Annotated in this window: 1 protein-coding gene; it reads left to right on the top strand. The window is 73.0% G+C overall.

What is annotated here, in order from left to right; genetic code table 11:
• The first annotated feature begins 190 nt into the window (after positions 1 to 190).
• Positions 191 to 21,313 carry a type I polyketide synthase gene (locus tag STRIP9103_RS27755; RefSeq protein ID WP_009324924.1) on the top strand — a complete coding sequence of 7,041 codons (21,123 nt, stop codon included), beginning with the start codon at positions 191 to 193 and terminating at the stop codon, positions 21,311 to 21,313.
• Positions 21,314 to 21,339 lie beyond the last annotated feature (26 nt).

Here is a 21,339-nt window from a genome sequence, read left to right as displayed (position 1 = left end):
ACAGGGCCGTTCCGGCACACAGGGCCGTTCCGGCGGCGCAGGGCCCGTTCCGACGATGTACGGCCTGTTCCGACGACGCCGGGCTCCGTCCGATGGCGTACGGCCGCCGCGTGGGCCTCCGCCCGGACCCCCCCCGCCCTTCTGAGACAGCACCCCTCCTGACTTCTGCACCACCGAGGAGAACACCGCCATGGCGAATGACGACAAGCTTCGCGACTATCTGAAGCGTGTCCTCGCTGACGCCCGCCGTTTCCAGAAGCGTGTGAGGGAGCTGGAGGGGGAGCGGCACGAGTCCATCGCCATCGTGTCCATGGCGTGCCGGCTGCCGGGCGGGATCTCCTCGCCCGAGGACCTGTGGGACATGCTCGTCGAGGGCCGCGACGGCATGAGCGCGTTCCCCGCCGACCGGGGCTGGGACCTCGACACCCTCTACCACCCCGACCCCGACCACCCGGGTACGACGTACGCGCGGGAGAGCGGCTTCCTGCTGGACGCGGCCGGCTTCGACGCCACGTTCTTCGGGATCTCACCGCGCGAGGCGCTGGCCATGGACCCGCAGCAGCGGCTCCTGCTGGAGACCTCGTGGGAGGTGCTGGAGCGGGCCGGCATCGACCCGACCTCCCTGCGCGGCAAGGACGTCGGCGTCTTCTCCGGCATCACTTACCACGACTACGCCACCGGCGGCGGCAAGGTCCCCGACGGCGTCGAGGGCTACATCGGCACCGGCGTCTCCAGCGCGGTCGCCTCGGGCCGCGTCGCCTACACGCTCGGCCTCGAAGGGCTCGCCGTCACCGTCGACACGGCCTGCTCGTCCTCCCTGGTCGCCATGCACCTCGCCGCACAGGCACTCCGGTCCGGCGAGTGTTCGCTGGCCCTGGCCGGCGGCGCGACGGTCATCTCCACACCGGGACCGTTCATCGGGTTCTCGCGGCAGCGCGGGCTGGCGGCGGACGGCCGCTGCAAGGCGTTCGCGGCCGGGGCCGACGGCACGGGCTGGAGCGAAGGGGTGGGCGTACTGCTCCTTGAACGGCTGTCCGACGCCCAGCGCAACGGCCACGAGGTGCTGGCCGTGATGCGCGGCTCCGCCGTCAACCAGGACGGCGCCTCCAACGGCCTCACCGCCCCCAACGGCCCCTCCCAGCAACGCGTCATCCGCCAGGCCCTCACCGCCGCCCGACTCGCCCCGTCCGACATCGACGCCGTCGAGGCCCACGGCACCGGCACGACCCTCGGCGACCCCATCGAGGCCCAGGCCCTCCTCGCCACCTACGGCCAGAACCGGCCGGACGACAGCCCGCTCCGGCTCGGCTCGGTCAAGTCCAACCTCGGCCACACCCAGGCGGCGGCGGGCGTCGCGGGCGTCATCAAGATGGTCCTCGCGATGCGGCACGGACTGCTGCCGAAGACGCTGCACATCGACGAGCCGACCCCGCAGGTGGACTGGTCGGCGGGCGCGGTGGAGCTGCTGACCGAGGCCAGGGAATGGCCCGACCTGGATCGCCCGCGACGCGCGGCCGTGTCCTCGTTCGGCATCAGCGGCACCAACGCCCATGTGGTGCTGGAACAGGCGCCGGAGAGCGGGAGCGGAGCCGGGGGCGGGGCGGTCGGGGATCTGTCCGGGGAGGTGTCCGAGCCGACGACCGGGGCGTCTGCGGAGGCGTCCGAAGAGCCCGGGAAACGTCCGCCCGTCGTCCCGCTGCCGCTGTCCGCGCGCGGTACGGCCGCCCTGTCCGCCCAGGCCCGCCGCCTCGCCGACCGTCTGGCCGTCACCGACTCCGACTCCGACTCCGACACCGATCTGCTGGACGTGGGCCACTCCCTCGCCACCACCCGGGCCGCGCTCACCGACCGTGCGGTCGTCGTGGCGGCCGACCGCGACGAGGCCCGTACGGCGCTGGAGGCGCTGGCCGCGGGGGAGCGTCACCCACAGGCGGTCGTCGGCACACCGGTCCCGGGCCGACTCGCGGTGCTCTTCACCGGGCAGGGCAGCCAACGTCTCGGCATGGGACGGGAGTTGTACGAGCACTACCCGGTGTACGCGCGGACCTTCGACGAGGTGTGCGCCGCGCTCGACGAACGGCTCACCGGGCACGCGCCGTACCCGGTGGCGGAGGTCGTCTTCGCCGAACCGGGCACCGACCGGGCCGCATGGCTCGACCGCACGCTCTACACGCAGACGGGCCTGTTCGCGGTGGAGACCGCGCTGTACCGGCTGGTGGAGTCGTGGGGCGTACGGCCGGACCAGGTCGCCGGGCACTCGATCGGCGAGCTGACCGCCGCGCACATCGCGGGCGTGCTGGAGTTGGCGGACGCGGCGAAGCTGGTGGCCGCCCGCGCCCGGCTCATGCAGTCCCTGCCCGCCGGGGGCGCCATGATCACGACGAACGCCCCCGAGGCGTACGTCTCGGGCCTGCTGACCGGCGACCTCGCGATCGCCGCGCAGAACAGTCCCACCAACGTCGTGGTGTCGGGCGGCGCCGAGGAGATCGCCGCCCTGCGCGACACACTGGCCGAAGAGGGGTATCGGGTACGGGAGTTGACCGTCTCCCACGCCTTCCACTCGCCGCGTATGGAGCCGATCCTCGCCGAGTTCGCCGATATCGCCGCGACGGTCTCGTACCGGGAGCCCCGCATCCCCGTCATCCCCAACACCACGGGTCGGCCGGCTGAGCCCGGGGATCTCACGACCCCCGGGTACTGGGCGCGGCACATCAGGCAGGCGGTGCGCTTCGCGGATACGGTCACCACGCTGATCGGCGGGCACGGGGTCACGACCCTGCTCGAACTGGGTCCGGCCGCGCATCTCACCACCGCCGCGAGCGAGACGATCGGTGACGGGTCCGCCGTGTGCCTGCCGACACTCCGAGCCGATCAGCCCGAGCCCGCCGCCCTGTTGACCGCGCTCGGCGGCCTGCATGTGCGAGGCGTCACCGTCGACTGGGACGGCGTCTACGCGGGTACGGGCGCACGCCGTGTCGAGCTGCCCACCTACCCCTTCCAGCACGAGCACTTCTGGCTGATTCCGGAACAGGGCGCGGACGCCGCCGGTCTGGGACTCACGGAGCCCGACCACCCGCTGCTCGGCGCCGCCGCCGAGATCCCCGAACCGGGCGGCTTCCTGTACACGGCACGGCTCTCGCGGCGCAGTCATCCGTGGCTCGCCGACCATCTCATCGGTGACGTCGCCGTGTTCCCCGGCGGCGGATTCGTCGAACTGGCGCTGCACGCCGCCCGGGAGGCCGGATGCGACGGGATCGGCGAACTGAGCGTCGAGGCGCCGCTGGTGGTGCCTGAGCGCGGCGGGGTCGATCTGCGGGTGACGGTCCAGCCGGGCGACGACGACTCATGGGTGTGTGTCGTCCACGCCCGCCCGGCCGACGCCGACCCCGGAACACCGTGGACCCGGCACGCGACCGCCACGCTGACGGACGCGGGTGCGGGTACCGTCGGGGAACGGGCCGAGGCTGACGGCGAGTTCACCGGTGAGGTCGAGCTGCCGGACGACGAGCAGGACGACGCCCTTCGCTACGGCCTGCATCCGGCGCTGCTCGAAGCCGCCGTGCGGGTGGGATGCGCCGACCTCGGGATGCAGCCGGTGCGTTGGAGCGGGGTTCGGCTGTTCGCGACGGGGGCGACCCGCCTGCGCGTACGCGTCGCTCCGGCGAGCGTCGACCGGCTGTCGCTGAGGTTGGAGGACTCCACCGGTGCGCCCGTGGCTGCCGTCGAGGAGGTGCTGCTCCAGCCGGTGGTGCCCGAGCAGGTGGCCGGCGTCGGGCGGCCGACGCCGTACCGGCTGAGCTGGACGGAGACCGCCACGCCTGCCGCCGCGGCGGCGGGCCGGGATCTTGGTGCGGGTGCGGGTGCGGGTGCGGGTGCGGGTGCGGCTGCGCGTGCGGTCAGGGTCCTTGGCGCGGAGGACGTCACCGCGCTCGCCCATCGGGATGGTGAACCGGTCCCCGCCCACCTGCTGTTCGAGCTCTCGGGCGATGGAGCGGGCTCGCTCAGTGCGCCGGAGGCCATGGGCGGTCCGGAGGTGCTGGGTGCCGTGGAAGGCCGGGACGTTCCGGAAGCCGTGGGTGCCCTGACCGCCACCACCCTCGCTCTGCTCCAGGCCTGGCTCGGCGAGCGGGAGTTGGAGGACACCGGGCTCGTGGTCGTCACCCGGGGTGCCGTCGCAGTCGGGGACGGCGGTGGGATCGCGGACTTGGCGGCGGCGACCGCGCTGGGCCTGTTGCGGTCCGCGCAGTCGGAGAACCCCGGGCGCATCGTGCTCGTGGACCTCGACGACGAGGCGGACGCCGAGGATGTGCTCGGCGCGGCCCTGGCCGCCGGCGAACCCCAACTCGCCGTCCGTGACGGCGTGCTCTTCGTGCCCCGGCTGACACGCTCCACGACACAGGCGGCCGGCCGTCCCGAGCCGGGCAGTCACTCCGAGTCCGGTGGTCGCTCTGAACCCGGCAGCCGTTCCGAGTCCGGCAGCCCGTCTGAGTTCGGTGGTCGGTCTGAGTCCGGTAATCCGTCCGAGTCCGGCAGCCGTTCCGAGCCCGGTAGCCACTCGGAGCCCCGTAGCGAATCGGAGTCGGCCGCCACCACGCTCCCCACCCACGGCACGGTCCTGATCACCGGAGGTACGGGCGCACTCGGACGGCAGACAGCCCGTCATCTCGTCACCCACCACGGCATCCGCAACCTGGTGCTCACCAGCCGATCCGGCCCCGCAGCGCCCGGAGCCACGAACCTGCGGGACGACCTCACCGCGCTCGGCGCCACCGTCCGTATCGAGGCCTGTGACATGGCGGACCGAGCGGCGGCGGCCCAACTCCTGGACTCGGTCCCAGACTTGACGGCCGTCGTGCACACGGCCGGCGTACTGGACGACGGCGTCGTCACCGCCCTGACCCCCGAACGCCTCGCGACGGTGATGGCCGCCAAGGCGGACGCCGCCTGGCACCTGCACGAGTTGACCGCCGACCGGCCGGACCTCGGCGCCTTCGTCCTGTTCTCCTCCCTCTCGGGTGCCATGGGCGGCCCCGGACAGGGCAACTACGCCGCGGCGAACGCGTTCCTCGACGCGCTCGCCCACCGGCGCCGGGCGGCGGGCCTGCCCGCCACGTCCCTGGTGTGGGGCATGTGGGCCGACGGCATGGCCGGCACGCTCGACTCCACGGACACCCGGCGCATCGCCCGTGGCGGGATCGCCCCCCTCACCACCGAGGAGGGCATGGCCCTGCTCGACACCTGCCTGGAGGACGGCACCGACGCGGCGCCCGTCGCCGCGAAGCTGGACCACGCGGCCCTGCGCACCCAGGCCGCGAACGGTCTGCTGCCCCACCTGTTCCACGGCCTCGTCCGCGCGGGCCGCCGAGCCGTCAACGCGACCGCCGACACGACGGGCCTGGCCGCGCGCCTGGCCGTGCTCAGCCCGGCGGACGCCGAACGCGCCCTCCTGGACCTCATCCGAGGCGAAGCCGCCACCGTCCTCGGCCACTCCGGTGCCGACCGCGTGGGCGCCCACCACGCGTTCGCCGAGATCGGCTTCGACTCGCTGACCGCCATCGAACTGCGCAACCGGCTCGCCGAGCGCACAGGCGTCCGCCTTCCCGCGACCCTCCTGTTCGACTACCCGACCCCGGCCACACTCGCCGCCCACCTCCGTACCGAACTGGCCGGTGACACCCCCACGGGCGTGACCGGCACCGAGACCGGCCCCGCCCACCGTGACGAGCCGATCGCGATCGTCGGCATGGCGTGCCGTCTTCCCGGCGGCATCTCGTCCCCCGACGACCTGTGGCGCCTCGTCGTCGAAGGCGGCGAGGGCATCACCGAGTTCCCCACCGACCGCGGCTGGGACCTCGACGCCCTCTACGACCCGGACCCCGACCGGCCCGGCACCTCGTACGTGCGTGAAGGCGGCTTCCTGCGGGACGCGGCCCGTTTCGACGCGGGCTTCTTCGGGATCTCGCCGCGTGAGGCGCTGGCGATGGATCCACAGCAGCGGTTGCTGCTGGAGACGTCGTGGGAGGCGTTCGAGCACGCCCGGATCGACCCGGTGGGGCTGCGCGGCAGCGACGTCGGGGTGTTCACCGGAGTGTCCGCACAGCACTATGCCGTCCGGCTCGGCGCGACCCCTCGGGACCTGGAGGGGTACATCGGCACCGGCAACGCGGGCAGCGTCGCCTCCGGCCGTATCGCCTACACGCTGGGTCTGGAAGGCCCCGCCGTGTCCGTGGACACCGCCTGCTCGTCGTCGCTCGTCGCCATCCACATGGCAGCGCAGTCGCTGCGGGCGGGGGAGTGCTCGATGGCCCTCGCGGGCGGTGTCACCGTGATGTCGAACCCGGACACCTTCGTCGAGTTCTCGCGGCAGCGGGGCCTGTCGGCGGACGGCCGCTGCAAGGCGTTCGCCGCGTCCGCCGACGGTACGGGCTGGTCCGAGGGCGTCGGGGTACTGCTGCTGGAGCGGCTGTCGGACGCGCGCCGCAACGGCCACCGCGTGCTGGCCGTCCTCAAGGGCTCGGCCGTCAACCAGGACGGTGCCTCCAACGGTCTCACCGCCCCCAACGGCCCTGCCCAACAGCGCGTCATCCGCAAGGCGTTGACGGCCGTCGGCCTCACGACGTCCGACGTGGACGTGGTGGAGGCGCACGGCACGGGTACGACGCTCGGCGACCCGATCGAGGCGCAGGCGCTGCTCGCGACGTACGGGCAGGGGCGGCCGGAGGACCGCCCGCTGTGGCTGGGCTCGCTGAAGTCGAACATCGGGCACGCCCAGGCCGCCGCCGGCGTCGCCGGTGTCATCAAGATGGTCCAGGCGATGCGGCACGGGGTCCTGCCGCGCACGCTGCATGTGGATGAGCCGACGCAGCAGGTGGACTGGTCGGCCGGTGCGGTGGAGTTGCTGACCGAGGCCCGGGAATGGCCCGAGGTGGGCCGCCCCCGGCGCGCGGCCGTGTCGTCCTTCGGCGTCAGCGGTACGAACGCCCACCTGATCCTGGAGGAGGCCGCTGTTGAGCCGCCGATCGAGGAGCCCCCGTCCGAGGCTCCCGCCGCGGGCGAGCCGGAGATCGTCGTAGCCCTGCCGCTGTCGGCCCGCAGCCCGCAGGCCGTACGCGCCCAGGCACAGCGACTCCTCGCCCACCTCACGACGCCCGACGGGCCGGAGTACGGGCCCCGGCTGGTGGACATCGGTTACTCGCTGGCTGTCACGCGTGCCGCGCATCCGCATCGGGCGGTCGTGGTGGCGACGGATCCGGAACAGGCGACGGCCGCCTTGGGCGCGTTGGCGCGGGGCGAGGAGGACCCCGGAGTCGTCACTGGCACTGAAGGTGTGGACGGGAAGGTCGTGTTCGTCTTCCCGGGGCAGGGGAGTCAGTGGGTCGGCATGGGTGCCGAACTGCTGGATGCCTCGCCGGTGTTCGCGGACCACATCCGTGCGTGTGCGGAGGTGCTGGACCCGTTGACGGGCTGGTCGCTGCTCGATGTGGTGCGCGGGGGTGATCTGGGGCGCGTGGATGTGGTCCAGCCTGCGACGTTCGCGGTGATGACGGGGCTGGCGGCGTTGTGGCGGGATCACGGGGTCGTGCCGGACGCGGTCGTGGGGCACTCGCAGGGTGAGATCGCGGCGGCGTATGTCGCCGGTGCGCTGAGCCTCGAGGACGCGGCGAGGGTGGTGGCGTTGCGCAGTCAGGCCATCGCCGAGCGGCTGGCCGGGCGCGGCGGCATGGTCCACGTGAGCGTCGGTCAGAACCAGGCGGCCGAGCTGCTGGAACGCTGGGCCGGACGTCTGGAGGTCGCCGCGGTCAACGGGACCACCTCCACCGTGGTGGCCGGTGACACCGACGCCGTGGACGAACTGCTGGAGCACTGTGCGAGCGAGCACGTGCAGGCCAGGCGGATCGCGGTCGACTACGCCTCCCACACCCACCACGTGGAAGGCATCCGCGAGCGACTCCTCGCCGTCCTGGACGGGATCGAGCCGCAGCCGGCCCGCGTCCCCCTCTTCTCCACGGTGGACGGCACCTGGCTCGACACGACGGTCATGACGGCCGAGTACTGGTACCGCAACCTCCGCCAGACCGTCGGGTTCCACACCGCCATCGAGGCCCTGTACGCGGACGGATACCGCGCGTTCGTCGAGGCCAGCCCCCACCCCGTCCTCACCCACAGCATCCAGGACACGGCCACCGGCACCCTCGCGGTCGGCACCCTCCGCCGCGACCACGGCACCCTCGCCGACTTCACCACCGCCCTCGCCCGCCTCCACACCAACGGCGTCCCCGTCACCTGGCACCACCCCGGCGCGAAGCCCGCCGACCTCCCCACCTACGCCTTCCAGCACCAGCACTACTGGCTCGAAGCCACACCCGAGGACGTCACCTCGGCGGGTCTCGTCCGGCCCGACCACCCGCTCCTGGGCGCCATGACGGAGCTGCCCGACTCGGGTGGCCACCTGTTCACCGCGCAGGTGTCGCTGCGCACGCAGCCCTGGCTGGCCGACCACACCATCAACGGCACCGTCCTGCTCCCGGGCACCGGCTTCGTCGAGCTCGCCCTGCGGGCCGCGCAGGAGACCGGCGCGGGCGGGATCGACGAACTCGTCATCGAGGCGCCCCTCGTCGTCCCGGAGCGCGGTGCCGTCCAGCTCCAGATCACGGTGCACACCACGGACGCCGACCGCCATACCGTGGCGATCCACTCCCGCCCGGCGGACGCCGACCCCGGCACACCGTGGACCCGCCACGCCACCGGCACGCTCGCCGAGTCCGGCGAACCGGCGGGCTTCGACCTCGGTACCTGGCCGCCCCCGGGTGCCGAGTCCCAGGACCTCGACACGTTCTACGACACGCTCGTCGACTCCGGGTACCAGTACGGCCCGGTGTTCCAGGGGCTGCGCGCGGTGTGGGTCCACGGTGAGGAGACCTTCGCCGAGATCGACCTGCCCGACGACCACCACGACACCGCCGCCCGCTACGGCATCCACCCCGCCCTGCTCGACGCCGCCCTCCACGCCACGATGCTCGCCACCGCGGGCGACGGCCGTACCCGCCTGCCCTTCGCCTGGACCGGCATCACCCTCCACGCCACCGGCGCCGCCCGCCTCCGCGCCCACATCACCCCCGCGGGCCCGGAGGCCACGACCATCCGGCTGGCCGACGACACCGGGGCGCCCGTGGCAGTCATCGGCTCACTGGTCGCCCGGCCCGTGGCCGAGGACCAACTCGGCAGCGCGCGTACGGCCGTTCCGCTGCACCGCCTCGCCTGGACGGAACTCCCGGCACCGCAACCGGCCCTCGACGTCCCTCTCGAAGCCGTACGGGTCAACGGCCCGCAGGACGTCATCGAGGCCGCCACCACCGCGCCCGGCCTGCTGCTCCTCGCACTCGACGGCAACGCGGAGGGCGACCGGTCCGTCCCCGGCACCGTCCACGCACTCACCACGCACCTCCTGTCCGTGCTCCAGGCGCTGCTCACGGAACCGGCGCTCGCCGACACTCGCCTGCTCGTCACCACCCGGGGCGCGGTCGCCGCCACGCCGGACGACACGGTCACCGATCTCGCCGCAGCCGCCGCGTGGGGCCTGATCGGCTCGGCGCAGTCGGAGAACCCCGGCCGTGTCGTGGTCGTCGACCTCGACGGCCCCGCGACCGAGGACCTGCCCGCGCCCCTCTCGTCGGCCCTCGCGACCGGCGAACCCCGGCTCGCCCTCCGCGAAGGCAAGCTCCACGCGGCCCGCCTCGCCCGCGTGGACGTCACCGCGACCGAAGCGCCGGCCTCCCGTCCGGACGGCACCCCAGCCGAATCACCTGAAGCAGCCGACGAATCGCCGGAAGCGGCTGACCAATCGCCGGAAGCAGCCGATGAATCGGCCGAAGCAGTCGATGAATCGCTCGAAGCCATCGACACCCCGATCTTCCGCCCCGACGGCACCGTACTGATCACCGGAGGCACCGGCACCCTCGGCGGCATCCTCGCCCGTCACCTGGTCACCGAGTACGGCGTACGGGAGCTGCTGCTGACCAGCCGCAGTGGCCGGGACGCGGCGGGTAGCCGGGAACTGGAGGCCGAACTCGTTGAACTCGGCGCGACCGTACGCATCGAGGCGTGCGACGCCGCCGACCGGGACGCCCTCGCCGCGCTGCTGGACACCGTGCGGCTCTCGGCCGTCGTCCACACGGCGGGCGTGCTGGACGACGGCGTGGTCACGGGCCTCACCGACGATCAGATGCACACCGTGCTGACGCCCAAGGCGGACGCGGCGTGGAACCTCCACGAGCTCACCGCAGGCCACGACCTGGACGCCTTCGTGCTGTACTCCTCGGCGGCAGGCGCGTTCGGCTCCCCGGGGCAGGGCAACTACGCCGCCGCCAACACCTTCCTCGACGCCCTCGCCCACCACCGGCGCGCACAGCACCTCCCCGGCCTCTCCCTCGCCTGGGGTCTGTGGGCGCCGACGTCGACCATGACCAGCGGTGTCGTCGACGTCAACTCCCAGCGCATGAGCCGGGGCGGCGTCGTCCCGCTCGCCGCCGACGAGGGCATGGCCCTGTTCGACGCCGCCCTGCGCGGCGACGACCCCGCCCCGGTCGCGGTCAAGCTCGACCACGGCGCCCTGCGCGCCCAGGCCGAACAGGGCACGCTTCCCACCCTGCTGCACGGCCTGGCACGCCCGATGCGACGCGCCGCACGCGGAACCCGTACCGCCAACGGCGACCTGGCGACCCGCCTCGCCGCGATGAGCGCCGCCGAGGCGGAACGGACACTGCTGGCGACGGTCCGGCGCGAGGCGGCGGCCGTCCTCGGCCATGCCTCGGCCGACAGCGTCGACGCGGCCCGCGCCTTCACGGAGATCGGCTTCGACTCCCTCACCGCCGTCGAACTCCGCAACCGCCTCGCCGCCCACACCGGACTCCAACTCCCCGCGACCCTCCTGTTCGACCACCCCGCACCCGCCGCGCTCGCCGCCCACCTGCGCACCCGACTGACCGGCGACGGCCGTACCGTCGCAGCCGCCACCGGGGCCATGGCGGCGAAGAACACCACCGCCCACCTCGACGAGCCGATCGCGATCGTCGGCATGGCCTGCCGCCTGCCCGGCGGGGTGCGCTCGCCCGAGGACCTCTGGGCGCTGCTGGCGGAGGGCCGCGAGGGCATCGGCCCGTTCCCGGCCGACCGCGGCTGGGACCTCGACGAGCTGTACGACCCCGACCCGGAGCACGCCGGTACGTCGTACGTCCGCGAGGGCGGGTTCCTGCACGACGCGGCCGACTTCGACCCCGCCTTCTTCGGCATCTCACCGCGCGAGGCGCTGGCCATGGACCCGCAGCAGCGGCTCCTCCTCGAAACGGCCTGGGAGAGCATCGAACACGCCGGCATCGACCCCACCTCGCTGCGCGGCCGGAGCGTCGGCGTCTTCGCGGGCGTCTCCTACCAGGACTACCTCAGCAGGCTGGCCGAGCCGCCCAAGGGGCTGGAGGGCTTCCTGATGACCGGCGGCGCCGGCAGCGTGCTGTCCGGCCGGATCGCCTACGCCCTCGGTCTGGAGGGCCCCGCCGTCGCCCTCGACACGGCGTGCTCCTCCTCCCTGGTGGCCATCCACCTCGCCGGACAGGCGCTGAGGGCGGGGGAGTGCTCGATGGCCCTCGCCGGTGGTGTCGCCGTGATGTCCAGCCCCGATGTGTTCCGCGAGTTCTCCCGACAGCAGGGCCTCGCCGCCGACGGCCGCTGCAAGGCCTTCGCCGCGACGGCGGACGGCACCGGCTGGGCCGAGGGCGTCGGCCTGGTCCTGCTGGAACGCCTGTCCGACGCGCACCGCAACGGCCACCGCGTCCTGGCGGTCGTACGGGGCTCCGCCGTCAACCAGGACGGCGCCTCCAACGGCCTCACCGCCCCGAACGGCCCCGCGCAACAGCGGGTCATCCGACAGGCTCTGGCCACCGCCGGCCTCGAACCCTCCGACGTGGACGCCGTCGAGGCCCACGGCACCGGCACGACCCTCGGCGACCCCATCGAGGCCCAGGCCCTCCTCGCCACCTACGGCCAGAACCGCCCCGACGACCGCCCGGTCCGGCTCGGCTCCCTGAAGTCCAACCTCGGCCACACCCAGGCCGCCGCCGGCGTCGCGGGCGTGATCAAGATGGTCCAGGCGATGCGGCACGGCGTCCTGCCGAAGACCCTGCACGTGGAGGAGCCGACCCCGCAGGTCGACTGGTCCGAGGGTGCCGTCGAACTCCTCACGGAGGCCCGCGAGTGGACCCCCGCCGCCGACGACCGTCCGCGCCGGGCCGGTGTCTCCGCGTTCGGCATCAGCGGGACCAACGCCCACGTGATCCTTGAGGAGGCCCCGGAGACGGAACCCGAGACGGCGTCCGAGGCGGTGCCCCCGGCGGACCTGCCGGTCGTACCGCTGGTGCTGTCCGCTCGTGGGACGGCCGCTCTGTCGGCGCAGGCACGGCAGCTGGCGACGTACATCTCGACGCGGATGGAGAGCGCCGGGGCCGCCTTGCCGGATGTGGCGTACGCGCTGGCCACGGGCCGGGCCCAGTTGTCCGAGCGGGCCGTGGTCCTCGCGGGCGACCGGGACGAGGCGCGTACGGCACTGGCCGCGCTGGCGGCCGGGGAGTCTCACGCAGGTGCCGTGACGGGGAGCGCCGGTGACGGCCGACTCGCGGTGCTGTTCACCGGGCAGGGGAGCCAACGGGTCGGCATGGGGCGGGAGTTGTACGACACCTTCCCCGCGTACGCGTCCGCCTTCGACGAGGCGTGTGCTGCCCTCGACCGGCATCTCGCCGGACACGCCCCGCACTCCGTCGCCGATGTGGTGTTCAACGATCCGGACGGTTGGCTGGACCGGACGCTGTACACGCAGACCGGTCTGTTCGCGGTGGAGACCGCGCTGTACCGGCTCGTCGAGTCCTGGGGCGTACGGCCGGACCAGGTGGCCGGTCACTCCATCGGTGAGCTGACGGCCGCCCACATCGCCGGTGTCCTGGATCTGGAGGACGCGGCGAAGCTGGTGGCGGCCCGCGCCCGTCTGATGCAGTCCCTTCCTGCCGGTGGGTCGATGATCACGACGACCGCCCCGGCGGAGACGGTGGCGGGTCTGCTGACCGAGCGCACCGCCGTCGCCGCGTACAACAGCCCCACCAACACGGTCATCTCAGGCGACGCCGACGACATCGCGGCGATCCGCGACACCCTCATCGAACAGGGCTACCGCGCACGGGAGTTGAAGGTCTCCCACGCCTTCCACTCACCCCTGATGGATCCGATCCCGGACGAGTTCGCCGCCGTCGCCGAGACCGTGACATACCGTCAGCCAGAGATCCCGTTGGTGACCGCAGCCGAGGGCGACCCGCTCACCGCCGGCTACTGGGCGCGGCACATCCGCGAAACGGTCCACTTCGAACGGGCCGTACGGATCCTCGCGGACCACGGCACGACCACGTACCTGGAAGTCGGCCCGACCCCGCACCTGACCCCGGCCGTCAACGACACCCTCGACACGGCGACCTGCGTGCCCACGCTGAGCGCCAAGGACTCCGAGGCCCGTACGCTCCTCACCGCCCTCGCCACCCTCCACACCCGAGGCATCCCCCTCGACTGGCCCGCACTCCTCTCCGGCGGCAGGCACGTCGACCTGCCCACCTACGCCTTCCAGCACCGGCGTTACTGGCTGGACGCCACTCGCGCGGCCTCCGACGCCGCCGACTTCGGTCTCACCGACCCCGAACACCCGCTGCTCGGGGCCATGACGGAGGTCCCCGGCTCGGACGCGGTGGTGTTCACCGCGAAGGTCTCCGTCCGGGAGCACCCATGGCTCGGTGACCCTGTCGCCGGGAGCTGCGGTCTGGCCGAGCTGGCGCTGCACGCCGCACGCGAGACCGGCTGGGCCGGGGTGGCGGAACTCGCCGTCGAATCGCCGCTCGTCGTTCCGGAGCGGGCCGCAGCGCGACTCCAGGTCGCCGTCGACAAGGACGGACACGTGACCGTCCACTCCCGGTCCGACGACACGGACCCCGGCGCGCCCTGGACCCGCCACGCCACCGGGACACTGACCACCGCCGTACCTGAATCCGAAGCCGACTCGGCGGTCGCAACCTCGTACGAACAACTCGACCTGCCCGAGGAGGACCACGAGGACGCCGAGCGCTACGGCATCCATCCGTCGCTGCTCGCCGCCGCCCTGCACACCCTCCCGTCCGACGCGAACTTCCCCGCCCGGTGGACCGGACTCCGATTGCGCGCGACCGGCGCCACGCGGCTGCGTGCGGTGATCACCCCGACCGCCGACGGCAACGTCTCGTGCCGCTTCGCGGACGCCACCGGCGAACCGGTCGCCTGTGTCGACTCCGTGGAGCTCGCCCCCGTGCCCACCACGGCCGCCCAGGCGGAGTCCCTGTACCGCCTTGCGTGGACGCCCGTACAGGCCCTGACCACCCGAACCCACCCCACGACCACCATCGCCACCTCGCAGGACATCCAGGCGCTCGCCACCGCCGAACGAGTTCCTGACCTGGTACGACTCGACCTGCGCGGCGGCTCCGACGAGCCGGACCCGGCCGCCGTACAGGCACTCACCACCCACACGCTGGACCTCCTCCAGACCTGGCTGGCCGAGCCCGCGCTGGAGGACACCCATCTGTTGGTGGTCACCCACGGTGCCGTCGCCACGACCTCCGACGAGGCCGTCACCGACTTCGCCGCCGCAGCCGTGTGGGGCCTCGTCCAGTCGGCACAGTCGGAGAACCCGGGCCGTATCACGCTGTTCGACACTGACACCCACACGGATACGGGCGCTGGGGTGGCCGACTGGAACCTCCCGGCCGGCGAGCCGCACCTCGCCGTACGCGCAGGCGTTCCGCACGCCCCGAGGCTCGTCCGTGCCGCTACCGGCGCCCAAGGGCCCGCCACCCTCAACCCCGACGGCACGGTCCTGATCACGGGCGGCACCGGCTCGCTCGGTCGGTTGCTGGCCCGCCACCTGGTGACCGGGCACGGCGTCCGCAACCTCCTCCTCGTCAGCCGCAGCGGCCCCGACGCCCCCGGCGCCGACGACCTCCGTACCGAACTCACCGCCCTCGGCGCGAACGTCCGTATCGAGGCCTGCGACATCACCGACCGCGACGCACTCGCCGCACTTCTGGCTGGGACCGGAACCGACGCACCGCTCACCGCGGTCATCCACACCGCCGCCGTCTTCAACAACGGCGTCATCGGCTCGTACTCGGCCGAACGCCTGGAGCAGGTCCTCATCCCCAAGGCCGACGCCGCCTGGCACCTCCACGAGCTCACGAAGGACCGGGACGACCTCGACGCGTTCATCGTGTTCTCGTCCGCGACGGGTCCCGTCCTGGGCGCACCCGGACAGGGCGGTTACGCGGCGGCCAACGCCTACCTCGACGCGCTCGCCCGGCACCGCCACGCGCTCGGCCTCCCGGCGACCTCGTTGGCGTGGGGCCTGTGGGCGCAGGCCAGGGACCTCTTCACGCACGCCGACCTCCAGCGCATCGAACGGGCGGGCATGCTCGGCCTGTCGGACGAGCAGGGCCTACGGCTCTTCGACGCGTCCCTGGGCACCGACGAACCCGTGGTGATCCCGACGAAGCTGGACTTCGCCGCGCTGCGCTCGCTCGGCGCGCGAGGTGAACTGCCGGCCGTCTTCGACGGACTGGTCCGTACGATCCGCCGCGCGACCAACGCCACCCCCGAGGGAGCCGACGATCTGGCCACACGGCTCGCGTCGCTCTCGGACGACGACGCGCGGCGCCATCTGCTCGACCTCGTCCGCGCCGAGATCGCGGTCGTCCTCGGCCACTCCTCCGCCGCGGACATCGACTCCGGGCGGGCCTTCAACGACCTCGGCTTCGACTCCCTCACCGCCGTCGAACTCCGCAACCGTCTCGTCACCCGCACCGGCATACGACTCCCCGCCACCCTCGTCTTCGACCACCCCAACCCGGCGGCACTCGCCCGCCGGTTGAAGGACGAGCTCACGGGCGGCGCCGGCACCACGGGTGCGGCACACACCGGGCCCAGGCAGATCGCCGCGACCGGGGCCGACGAGCCGATCGCGATCGTCGGCATGGCCTGCCGTCTGCCCGGTGGGGTGAGTTCGCCGGAGGAGCTGTGGGACCTCGTGGCCGCCGGCCGCGACGCCGTCACCGGCTTCCCGACCGACCGCGGCTGGGACCTGGACACGCTCTTCGCCCCGGACCCCGACCGGACGGGCACCTCCGCCACCCGCGAAGGGGGCTTCCTCACCGACGTCGGCGGCTTCGACGCGGGCTTCTTCGGGATCTCGCCGCGTGAGGCGCTGGCGATGGACCCGCAGCAGCGGTTGCTGCTGGAGACGTCGTGGGAGGCGTTCGAGCACGCCCGGATCGATCCGGTGGGGCTGCGCGGCAGCGACATCGGCGTGTTCGCGGGCGTCTCGCACCAGGGCTACGGTGCCCGGCCCGGGGACGTGCCGAAGGAACTCGAAGGCTTCATGATCACGGGCGCGTCGAGCAGCGTCATGTCCGGGCGCGTCGCGTACACGTTCGGCTTCGAAGGACCCGCGGTCGCCCTCGACACCGCGTGCTCGTCGTCGCTGGTGGCGATGCATCTGGCGGCCCAGTCGCTGCGCGCGGGGGAGTGCTCCATGGCGCTGGCGGGCGGTGCGGCCGTGATGGTCGGACCCGGCGCGTTCGTGGAGTTCTCGCGGCAGCGGGGCCTGTCGGCGGACGGCCGCTGCAAGGCGTTCGCCGCGTCCGCCGACGGTACGGGCTGGGCCGAGGGCATCGGCGTAGTGCTGCTGGAGCGGCTCTCGGACGCTCGGCGCAACGGCCACCGCGTGCTCGCCGTCATCCGAGGCTCAGCGGTCAACCAGGACGGCGCCTCCAACGGCCTCACCGCCCCCAACGGCCCCGCCCAACAACGCGTCATCCGCCAGGCCCTGGCCAACGCCGACCTGTCCCCGTCCGACGTGGACGCGGTCGAGGCCCACGGCACGGGCACGACGCTCGGCGACCCGATCGAGGCCCAGGCCCTGCTCGCCACATACGGGCAGGACCGGCCGGAGGACCGGCCCCTGTGGCTCGGCTCGTTGAAGTCCAACATCGGGCACACGCAGAACACTTCGGGTGTCGCGGGTGTCATCAAGATGGTCCAGGCGATGCGGCACGGGGTACTCCCGCGCACGCTGCACGTCGATGAGCCGACGCCTCAGGTGGACTGGTCGGCGGGTGCGGTGTCCTTGCTGACCGAGGCGCGTGACTGGCCCGAGGTGGATCGTCCCCGACGGGCGGCCGTGTCGTCCTTCGGCATGAGCGGTACGAACGCCCACCTGATCCTGGAGGAGGCGCCCGAGCCCGAGGCGCGGGAGGAGCCGACGGCAGAGGCGCCGGAAGTCGTCGCCCTGCCGTTGTCGGCACAGAGCCGTGGCGCCCTCCAGGACCAGGCTCGGCAACTCCTCGCGCGCCTCGACGATTTGGGGGCGGACGGCACTCGCCTGGTGGACATCGGCTACTCGCTTGCTGTCACGCGTGCCGCGCATCCGCATCGGGCGGTCGTGGTGGCGACGGGGCCGGAACAGGCGACGGCCGCTCTCGCCGCGTTGGCGCGGGGCGATGAGGATCCCGGAGTCGTCACTGGCACTGCGGGCGTGGACGGGAAGGTCGTGTTCGTCTTCCCGGGGCAGGGGAGTCAGTGGGTCGGTATGGGGGCCGAACTGCTCGACAGCTCCCCGGTGTTCGCGGACCACATCCGTGCGTGTGCGGAGGTGCTGGACCCGTTGACGGGCTGGTCGCTGCTCGATGTGGTGCGCGGGGGTGATCTGGGGCGCGTGGATGTGGTCCAGCCTGCGACGTTCGCGGTGATGACGGGGCTGGCGGCGTTGTGGCGGGATCACGGGGTCGTGCCGGACGCGGTCGTGGGGCACTCGCAGGGTGAGATCGCGGCGGCGTATGTCGCCGGTGCGCTGAGCCTCGAGGACGCGGCGAGGGTGGTGGCGTTGCGCAGTCAGGCCATCGCCGAGCGGCTGGCCGGACGCGGTGGCATGGTCCATGTGACGCTGGGGCGGGAGGGCACCGAGGAGTTGTTGAAGGGCTGGCCGGACCGTCTGGAGGTCGCGGCCGTGAACGGGCCCGCTTCCACGGTCGTGGCCGGTGATGTCGACGCGGTGGAGGAGTTCCTGGAGCACTGTGCGAGTGAGCGTGTGCAGGCCAGGCGGATCCCGGTGGACTACGCCTCCCACACCCACCATGTCGAGGGCATCCGCGAACAGCTCCTTACGGTCCTGGACGGGATCGAGCCGCAGCCGGCCCGTATCCCCTTGTTCTCCACGGTGGACGGCACCTGGCTCGACACGACGGTCATGACGGCCGAGTACTGGTACCGCAACCTCCGCCAGACCGTCGGGTTCCACACCGCCATCGAGGCCCTGTACGCGGACGGATACCGCGCGTTCGTCGAGGCCAGCCCCCACCCCGTCCTCACCCACAGCATCCAGGACACGGCCACCGCCGCCTTCGCGACCGGCACCCTCCGCCGCGACCACGGCACCCTCGCCGACTTCACCACCGCCCTCGCCCGCCTCCACACCAACGGCGTCCCCGTCACCTGGCACCACCCCGGCGCGAAGCCCGCCGACCTCCCCACCTACGCCTTCCAGCACGAGCACTACTGGCTCGAAGCGAAGGCCACGGGCGATGTGAGCGCGGCAGGCCTGTCCACGGCGGAACACCCGTTGCTCGCGGCCGAGACCGAACTCCCGGACTCCGGTGGGCGGCTGTTCACGGCGCAGTTGTCGCTCACGTCCCAGCCCTGGCTGGCCGACCCGGCGGTGACCGGCGCGGCGCTCGTCGAGCTGGCGCTGCACGCGGCGACGGCCATCGGCGTACGGAGCGTCGACGAACTGATCGTCGGCACCCCGCTCCTCCTCCCCGAACAGGGCGCGGTACACCTGCACATCACCACCAGGCCGACACAGGACGACGACCGGCACACCCTGACCATCCACTCCCGGCCGGCCGGTGACCCCGGCGCCCGCTGGACCCACCACGCCGACGCCACGCTGAGCGGAACGGCCGTCAACCGCTCCACCACGGGCCCGGCGGCGAACGACTCGGACACCTCCGAGGCCGTACTGCCCGACGCACTCGCCGACAGCGCCGAGCACTACGGCATCCACCCGGCCCTGCTCGCCGCCGCGGTCCCGGCGTCGGTGTCCGAGGACGGCACGCCAATGCTGCCGTCCCACTGGAAGGGCGTCACCCTGCACGCGACGGGCGCGACGCGACTTCGCGTACGCACGGCTTCCCCGTCGGACCAGGAGGGAGCGGCGTACGAACTCGCGGACATGACCGGCGAACCCGTCCTCCGCGTCGGAGAGGTGACCCTTCTCCCGATCCCCGCCGAGTCGCTGGAGGCGTACGAAGCGCGCGAGACCCGTGATCTGGCCTACCGGTTGGAGTGGACGAAGACACCCGTCGATGTCGACGTGGACGCGACGGACGACATCCGTGCCGTACCCGTCGAGAGCCCGGACGACCTTCGTGAACTGGCCGGAGATCCCCCCGCCCTCGTACGGCTGGACCTTCGCGGTGGCGGCGCGGCCAACGTGTCGGCGACCACCGGGCACGTGCTCTCGATGCTTCGGACCTGGCTCGGCGAACCGGCGCTGGACGACACCCGTCTGCTCGTCACGACCCACGGTGCCGTGAGCACCGGTGACGACGACCCGGTGACGGATCTGGCCGGAGCGGCGGTGTGGGGCCTGGTGCGTTCCGCGCAGGCCGAGCATCCCGGGCGCATCACGCTCGTCGATGTCCTCGATGCCCCGGACGACGAACCGGTGCCCGGGCCGGCCATCGCCGAGCCGCAAACCGCACTCCGCGACGGCAGGACGTACGTACCCCGCCTCGCCCACGCGGACGTGCCGGAAGTCTCCCGCAGCCCCCTCAACCCCAACGGCACAGCCCTCGTCGTCGGCGGCACCGGCGCCCTCGGCCGACGCGTCGCCCACCACCTCGTCACCCGGCACGGCATCCGCAGTCTGCTGCTCGTCAGTCGCACCGGCCCGGCCGCCCCCGGCGCCGACGACCTGCACGCCGAACTCACCGCACTGGGCGCCGACGTACGCATCGAGGCCTGCGACGCGGCCGACCGTTCCGCACTGGCCGCGCTGTTCGACACCGTCCCGGACACCGCACCCCTCACCGCGGTCGTCCACGCGGCGGGAGTGCTGGACGACGGAGTGATCACGACCCTGACCCCGGAGCGGCTGGCCACGGTCCTCGCGGCGAAGGCCGACGCGGCGTGGAACCTGCACGAGCTGACCGAGGAGATGGCGGGCCTCGACGCGTTCGTCCTGTTCTCCTCGGCGGCGGCCCTCGTGCTCGGCTCGCCCGGGCAGGGCAACCACGCGGCGGCGAACGCGTTCCTCGACGCGCTCGCACAGCACCGGCGTGCCCACGGGCTGCCCGCGGTGTCCCTGGCCTGGGGTCCGTGGAGCGACGGGATGAGCGACAGGCTCGACGGCACCGCGAAGCAGCGGCTGACGCGTGGCGGTCTCGCCGCACTCACCCCCGAGCAGGGGCTCGCGCTGTTCGACCTCGGGCTCGGCGCGCCCGACGCGGTGACGGTGGCGGGCAGGCTCGCGTCCGCGACACTGCGCACCCAGGCCGCGAACGGCACCCTCCCCGACGTCCTGTCCGGGCTGTACCCACGGCTCCGCCGGGCGGCCGGGGCCACGGAAGCGGACTCCCCGGAGTCCCTGACCGCGCGGCTCGCCGAACTCGACGGCGAGGCCGAACGCCACGCGTACGTACTGCGCCTGGTGTGCGGCCAGGCGGCGACCGTCCTCGGGCACGCCTCGGCGGACGGCATCGACGCGGACCGCGCCTTCAACGAGGTCGGCTTCGACTCCCTCACCGCGGTCGAACTGCGCAACCGGCTCACCACGGCCACCGGCCTGCGGTTGCCCGCGACCCTGCTGTTCGACCACCCCACCCCGGCGGCGCTCGCCGCCCACCTCCTCACCGAGGCGGCCCCGGACGGCGGCGAGGACCCGCTCCTCACCGAACTCGACCGGCTGGAGGCGCTGGCCGCGAGCCTGCCGCCCGAGCACCTCGACCACATCCGGCAGACGGGGATCGTGGCCCGTCTGCAGGCCCTGACCGCGAAGCTGAACGGCTCCGGCCCCTCGACGGCCGTCGCCGAACGACTCGAAGACGCCTCCATCGATGACGTCCTGGACTTCATCGACAGCGAGTTCGGCAGCGAGTCCGGCAACGCATTCGGCAATGGCTTCGGCAACGGCTTCGGCAACGCCTGAGCGCTTGAGAGATTGGTGACCGCAGA

This window comes from Streptomyces ipomoeae 91-03, assembly GCF_000317595.1.
GTDB classification, from domain to species: Bacteria; Actinomycetota; Actinomycetes; order Streptomycetales; family Streptomycetaceae; genus Streptomyces; species Streptomyces ipomoeae.
Note: the sequence above shows the minus strand (reverse complement) of the source record. Positions and strands in the feature narration are given on the sequence as shown.